3 protein-coding genes and 2 pseudogenes are annotated in these 6,338 nt (G+C 41.9%); 4 read left to right on the top strand and 1 reads right to left on the bottom strand.

The window, feature by feature from the left end; genetic code table 11:
* Positions 1 to 222, bottom strand: a pseudogene (locus G561_RS0112995) (IS982 family transposase); the annotation flags it as partial.
* 208 nt (positions 223 to 430) lie between these two features.
* Between G561_RS0112995 and G561_RS0112990 the strand changes: the two are divergent.
* The 4 genes and pseudogenes from G561_RS0112990 to G561_RS14730 all read left to right on the top strand — a co-directional run.
* Positions 431 to 1,981 (top strand): TolC family protein, encoded by a 1,551-nt coding sequence (locus G561_RS0112990; protein ID WP_028859931.1) that lies wholly within the window; start codon positions 431 to 433, stop codon positions 1,979 to 1,981.
* Positions 1,982 to 2,056: 75 nt separating this feature from the next.
* A complete protein-coding gene (locus G561_RS0112985; protein WP_028859930.1) occupies positions 2,057 to 4,666 on the top strand; it encodes a type I secretion system permease/ATPase in 2,610 nt (869 codons plus the stop codon).
* Positions 4,667 to 4,668: 2 nt separating this feature from the next.
* Positions 4,669 to 5,838, top strand: coding sequence for a beta-barrel domain-containing protein (locus G561_RS0112980; RefSeq protein WP_028859929.1), 1,170 nt, complete (start codon positions 4,669 to 4,671; stop codon positions 5,836 to 5,838).
* A gap of 246 nt (positions 5,839 to 6,084) precedes the next feature.
* Positions 6,085 to 6,338, top strand: a pseudogene (locus G561_RS14730) (transposase); the annotation flags it as partial.

The following is a 6,338-nucleotide window of genomic DNA, read 5'->3' as shown; positions in this document are numbered from 1 at the left end:
GCCAAGGTTTGGAAACCAAGACAGCCAGTGGTTTTTAAAATATTGCCAGATTTGTTTGTCTTGATCCATGCCCATAAACTCACCAACTAGCTCCATACATATAATTTCAGTATCGCTAAGTTTAGGCGCAAATCCGCCTCTTCTTAACGGTTTTTGAACGACTAAGTTGTAATATTGCTCTACCATCAGATAGATATTAATGATAAATTCGTCAAGTGGCATCTCATTGTCCTTGGTCTTCTTGGTCGAAAACTTTAAGGATAGTGAGGTGTCATTTTTTTTCAACCCCTAAAAGTGTTGAGAGTGGGGTATAATAATAGTGATTTTAGTACCAATAGGTTGCTAAATAGATTGATATTAATCCTATATAACAAGTTACACCTGGGTGCCTTTGCAGCGCTTTATCCTTCATAGAATAAGTAAACTCATTATGATGTTAAGCCCTAATAGAAATAAAATGCTACTGCTTTTGTCCTTAATGCTAGGTTGTACCTTACCAAGCCAGGCCAATACCGTGGTCACTGACGTCCAGATTAACTCTTTAATTTCTCAGGCGATCGAAACTCACCCTTTAGTTGGCTCAGCAAGAGCAGAACAGCAAGCTACTACGGAAGGGATTAATGCGGCTAAGCTGAATCTGTTGCCGACCCCCAGCATTGCAACGAGTTATGGCAATAATGATGATATTGTATCGGAGGTGGGCATACGTCAGCCTTTATGGACCGGCGGTCGACTTACTGCCAACGTCAACCAAGCCATATTTGATGACAAAGCTGCTACTGAAAATATCTATGTCCAGCAAAACCAAGTGGCAAAAACGACGATTGAAGCGTGGCAAATCTATATCAATTCTGTAGCACAGCAACGAGTTTATTTAGAAACTATCGCTCAATTACGTAAATATGAAGCCATGATGCAGCGCCGAGTCAAACAAGGGGTTTCGGCGCGTATTGAGTTAGATTTGGTTACTAACCGTATTTTGCAAGAAACCAGTGCTTATGAAGCCGCCAAAGAGCAGCAACACATTGCTGAGGCGCGACTGCAGCAAATTACAGGACGGGCATTACCTCGGGGTAGTGAGCACAATGTGCCTCAGTTAAGTACTTTGGTAGAGCAAGTTAAAAGAGCCTCTATGAATTTTGAAAAAATGGCTTTTAATGAAGCCAGTTTTTATAATCCGACTGTGGTGAAAGAGACCTTCCAGATTGAATCTGCTAAGCAAGAAGTTAAGGCGCAAAGTGCCAGTAAATTTCCTGTGCTTTATGCCGAGTATAAGCACACTTATGACCATGATACCAATGAAGATGATGGTCAGTTTTATGTGGGTTTAAATTATCAGCCAGGTGCTGGTTTTTCTAACTTGGCATTAACTCGGGCCTCTGAAGCTCGTGTAAACAGCTTAATTCAAAATAAAGAAGCCGCTCAGCGTCAGGTGATGGAAAACATCCAGATTCAGTACCAGCAATTTGCCAGTGCAAAAAGTCGCGAATTATCTTTGGTATCTGCAGTAGCAGGAGCACAAATTGTACTCGACTCTTATCAACGCCAGTTTATCGCTGGCCGTAAGTCTTGGTTAGAAGTACTAAACGCCGTACGTGAGCTAAGCGACTATCAAGTAAACTTGGTACAGACTCGCTCAGATATTCTAGGCTCTTTTTATAAGCTTCAAGTGGATTTTAGCCTGATGCCTTGGCAAGTCTATGCCCATAATCGTCAGCCTGTCAGAATGTTTTCAGTTCAAGATCCAGTAAAAGAGTGGGTTAACAATCAACAGAACACGGCACGAAGTAAGCAGTTTGGATATGGCCAATCGTCTACGACACAAGATGAGTATATTCAAGTCAATTTACCAGCATATGTCGAGCAACAGCTTGATCAAGGGGCTTATATCATGATTGATGAACAAGGCAATCCTATTACCATTACTGTGGAAGAATCTGAGCCTACAAATACTGACGATAACCAAGCTGGTACTGAGTAAATAAAAAAAAGAATTAGCGAAGCAATTACACAGCCTGCTGCCTAAGATTATAAAAACATTTAATAAGTGATAATTATGAGTACTAACCAACATCGATCAGATAGTTTCGAGACAGACAATACTGAGCTGCACCATGAGTTGGTGCCTAGCTCACCCGACGTGTCAATAGCAAAATCTTTAGCAGATGCTTTAAAGCATATTTTAAGCCAACAAGGGTATCCGGTAGATAACATCCGCTTACAGGATGTGATTAGAAAGTTTGATAATCAAAGAGAGGTTGAACAAGGACGTGGAATTAATACCCTAGGGGGTATCGTAAGCGTTCTTAATGGATTAGGTATAGAAGAAATACCAGAAGTCTTAGAGCAACCAGATGCTGCTTTTTTACCCTTACTGGCTTATCACTCTAGGTATGGGTGGGGTGTGATTGATAGCCAAACACCGCACAGAACGTGGAGTTTGCGCCAAGAAGAAATGACACACTCGGTTCCCGCCGATGAGTTAAGAATAATCTTACGCTTACGGCTAACAGAGGATCATATTCAGAAACGCAACGCCAGTTTTTCTGAAACCCTAAAAAAGGATTTGTTGAGCTATAAAGGAGTGGTGCTTGAGGCAGTGCTTGCGTCCTTCTTAATTAACTTTCTTGCGCTTGCTGTTTCCCTATTCTCGTTACAGGTTTATGACCGAGTTATTCCAACAGGAGCGGTTAGTACCCTGATCATTTTGGCGAGTGGGGTGGCACTATTCATCATATTCGAAGCTTTTATGAAGTTCGCCCGCGCAAAAGTTATGGATAAAGTCGTTGTTGGTTTGGATCAGCACTTATCTCGTGAAGTATTCCAGCGATTATTAAGAGTACGTATCGACCAGATGCCAGGTTCTGTCGGTTCTATGGCAGCACAGTTAAGAGGCTATGAGCAGGTACGTAGTTTCTTTACAGCCAGTACTCTGTTCGCGTTAGTTGATCTGCCAATGACTATCATCTTCTTGTCGTTGATTGCCTATATTGGTTCTCCTCTTGTGGCTTTAGTACCCATTGTGGCTTCAGTCATTGCAGTTACTATGGGCTTGTTTGCCAGAAAGCGCATTGATGCAATTGCTGCAGAAGGTGCCTCTGCTTCTTACTACAAAACAGGACTACTTGTTGAAACAGTTGAGGGTGCTGAGACCATTAAAGCTGGGGCAGGTAGTTGGAAGTTTCTATCTCGTTGGCTTGATGTGATGAACATCACTATCAGAAATGACTTGGATATGAAGCATGCCAATGATTACTTAAGTTATTTTACTCAAATGCTACAGCAAGCGAGTTATGTGGGTATCGTGATTACCGGTGCGTTTGTGGTAATGAGTGGTGAGATGACCATGGGTGGCTTGATTGCTTGTTCTATTTTAGGGGGTCGTGTTCTAGCACCTGTCATGTCTATCCCTAACTTACTGGTACAGTTTTCACATGCGAAAGCTGCCAAAAGTATGATTGAGTCTATTTTTGCTTTAGAGCAAGACAACCACGGCGTAAGCTATCCGCTGTCACCCACTAAAATTAGAGGCCATTATCAGTGTGATGATTTAGTATTCAATTATGTGGGTAATGACCGTCCTGCAGTAACTGTGAAAAAGCTAGTCATTCAACCTGGCGAGCGTATCGCAATTTTAGGTCCTATTGGTTCTGGTAAATCAACTTTATTAAAATTGCTGGCTGGCTTATATGCTCCAACTTCAGGAAGAATTTTACTGGACGGGCTGGATATACAACAAATCAGCCGTGAGGCGTTAAGTGAGCAGGTCGGCTATTTGCAACAAGATCACCGTTTGTTCCAAGGGACGCTACGAGAGAACTTATTAATTGGTATGGCAGCACCTAAAGATGATGTGATTCATGCAGCCCTACAAAAGACAGGTTTAATTAACTTGGTTGCTAATCACTCAAGTGGTTTAGACTTGCCGATTAGTGAAGGCGGACGAGGCTTGTCAGGAGGACAGAAGCAACTGGTTGCTTTTACACGTCTATTATTAACTAAGCCATCGGTATTTTTAATCGATGAGCCAACAGCATCGATGGATAACCGTCAAGAGCAACGTTGTATACAAGTCTTACGTGAGGAGCTACAAGAAGGCCAAACCTTTGTTGTCTCAACACATAAAACAGCGTTACTAGATTTGGTTGACCGTATTATTATTATGGACAATCATCAAATCGTCATGGATGGTCCCAAAGAAGCGGTACTGAAGCAGTTAATGCAAAATGAGCAGGCTAAGCGAAAAGGCGGTGTGGGCAAAATTGCACAGCAGCCAACGCCAAAATCTGCGATTAGCGCTCAGCCTACAGCACCAAAAAATCCACAAGACTCTGGGGGTGCTGCAGAATCTAATTCGGCTGGAGAATCTGATACTCCACAAAAAACAGATTCAGCTCATAAACCTAAGATTATAATTAAACCTGTTTCTGAAACTAGAAATACCGGTCAGCCTACGAATACTGACTCCGGAGATAGTGCTAATCAGTCCACTAACAATAATGAATCAACAAATAATAGCCAGCCCATTAGCAACAATCAGTCAATGAACAGCAGTTCAAATGAAGCGAGTAATGAGGTTACCAGTAGTAGCGCGGCGCAGGATATACCCGCTACAACAACTAAGCCCAATACCATTATCATTAACCCCAAATCTGAAGAGAAGTAGGCATGTCTGAATATCAATATACCCCCACTAAGCCAAAAGTCGGCCGTGCTCGCCTCACTATCTGGATTGCCTTAATCGGTATTATCATATTGGTGGTGTGGGCTTATTTTGCAAAGATTGACCAAGTAACACGCGCCAAAGCAACTGTTATTGCCAGCGCTCGTACGCAAGAAATTCAAGCCTCAGAAGGGGGTGTGTTAACAGACATACTGGTTTCTGAAGGTGATGATGTCAAAAAAGGCCAGTTATTGGTTATCTTAGAAGAAGAGCGTGCAAAAGCAGCTTTTGATAACTCAGCGACAAAAACAGCAGCTTTACAAGCACAGTTAGCACGCCTAAATGCTGAGATATTTGACCGACCACTGACATTCCCTCAAAACGTCTTAAAGTATCCCGAATATGTAGAAAACCAAACTCAACTATACAATCGCCGCAGACAAGCCATTACAGAAGAAGTGTCTTCACTTGAAAAGATGTTAGTTTTGGCTAGGCAAGAGTTGAGCATGAACGAGCCACTACTACAGTATGGAGATGTTAGCCAAGCAGATGTTATTAAGTTGCGCCGTCAAGTGGCTGATATTGAGGCCCAGATTAATAACAAACGTAATAAATATTTTGAAGAAGCTCAGGCTGAAATGACAAAGGCTCAGGAAGAGCTAGATAGTGAGCTGGAGCAATTGCGTGATCGCACCCAAGTACTAGAAGAAAAGCGCTTACTGGCACCACAAGATGGTAAAGTGAATAGTATTAACATTACCACTATTGGTGGTGTGGTGAAACCGGGCGAGGTGATCATGGAGCTATTGCCAACCAGTAGTGACTTGATTGTTGAAGCTAAGGTTAGTCCAGCTGATATTGCTAATGTTAAGGAAGGACAAGCCGCATCGGTTAAGCTAGATGCCTATGACTTCTCAATATTTGGAGCGATGCGAGGAACGGTCACCTACATCAGTCCAGATACACTTGTTGAGCAGACACCGAAAGGTGAAGAGTCGTACTATCGGGTATTGATTCAGATTGGTGAAGCGGAATTTGCTCATCGAGCGGATGAAATTGTCATTAAGCCTGGTATGACCGCTAGTGTTGATATCAAAGCAAGAGAGCGTACAGTTCTATCTTACTTAACTAAGCCATTAACCAAGACGCTATCAGAAGGTCTAGGCGAGCGTTAATTGCTTTTAAATAGGTTGTGTAGCAAGACTATTTATAGGATAAACTGCGAAGCAATTGGTTGTCTTTATATGATGAAACTTTTAGTTGCATATAGAGATAACCAAAGTTGCATAAACCTTCTGATATGGTTATAATTATTAGCTTCAAATATAGTATTAATTATTAGGGCGTGTCCCTAATTTGAAAAATACAGTAAAGCCTTATTTTAATCCTATATATCAACAAAATATAGGGAAACTCAAGCCATGGCGAGAACAGTAATAACTGACAACATATGGGAACAACTACAAACAACAATGAAGGCTCACGGTTGCCATCAATGGAAGAATGACCGCACCGTAATGGAAGCCATACTTTGGAAACTAAGAACAGGTGCTCCATGGCGAGACATACCTACCGAACTAGGTTCATGGAAAACCGCTTATAACCGCTTTAATCGATGGTCTAAAAAAGGGCTATGGCAGAATTTTTTTTTGACCTACGAACACAAACTGATAAA

Source organism: Psychrobacter phenylpyruvicus DSM 7000 = NBRC 102152 (genome assembly GCF_000685805.1).
GTDB classification, from domain to species: domain Bacteria; phylum Pseudomonadota; class Gammaproteobacteria; order Pseudomonadales; family Moraxellaceae; genus Psychrobacter; species Psychrobacter phenylpyruvicus.
Note: the sequence above shows the minus strand (reverse complement) of the source record. Positions and strands in the feature narration are given on the sequence as shown.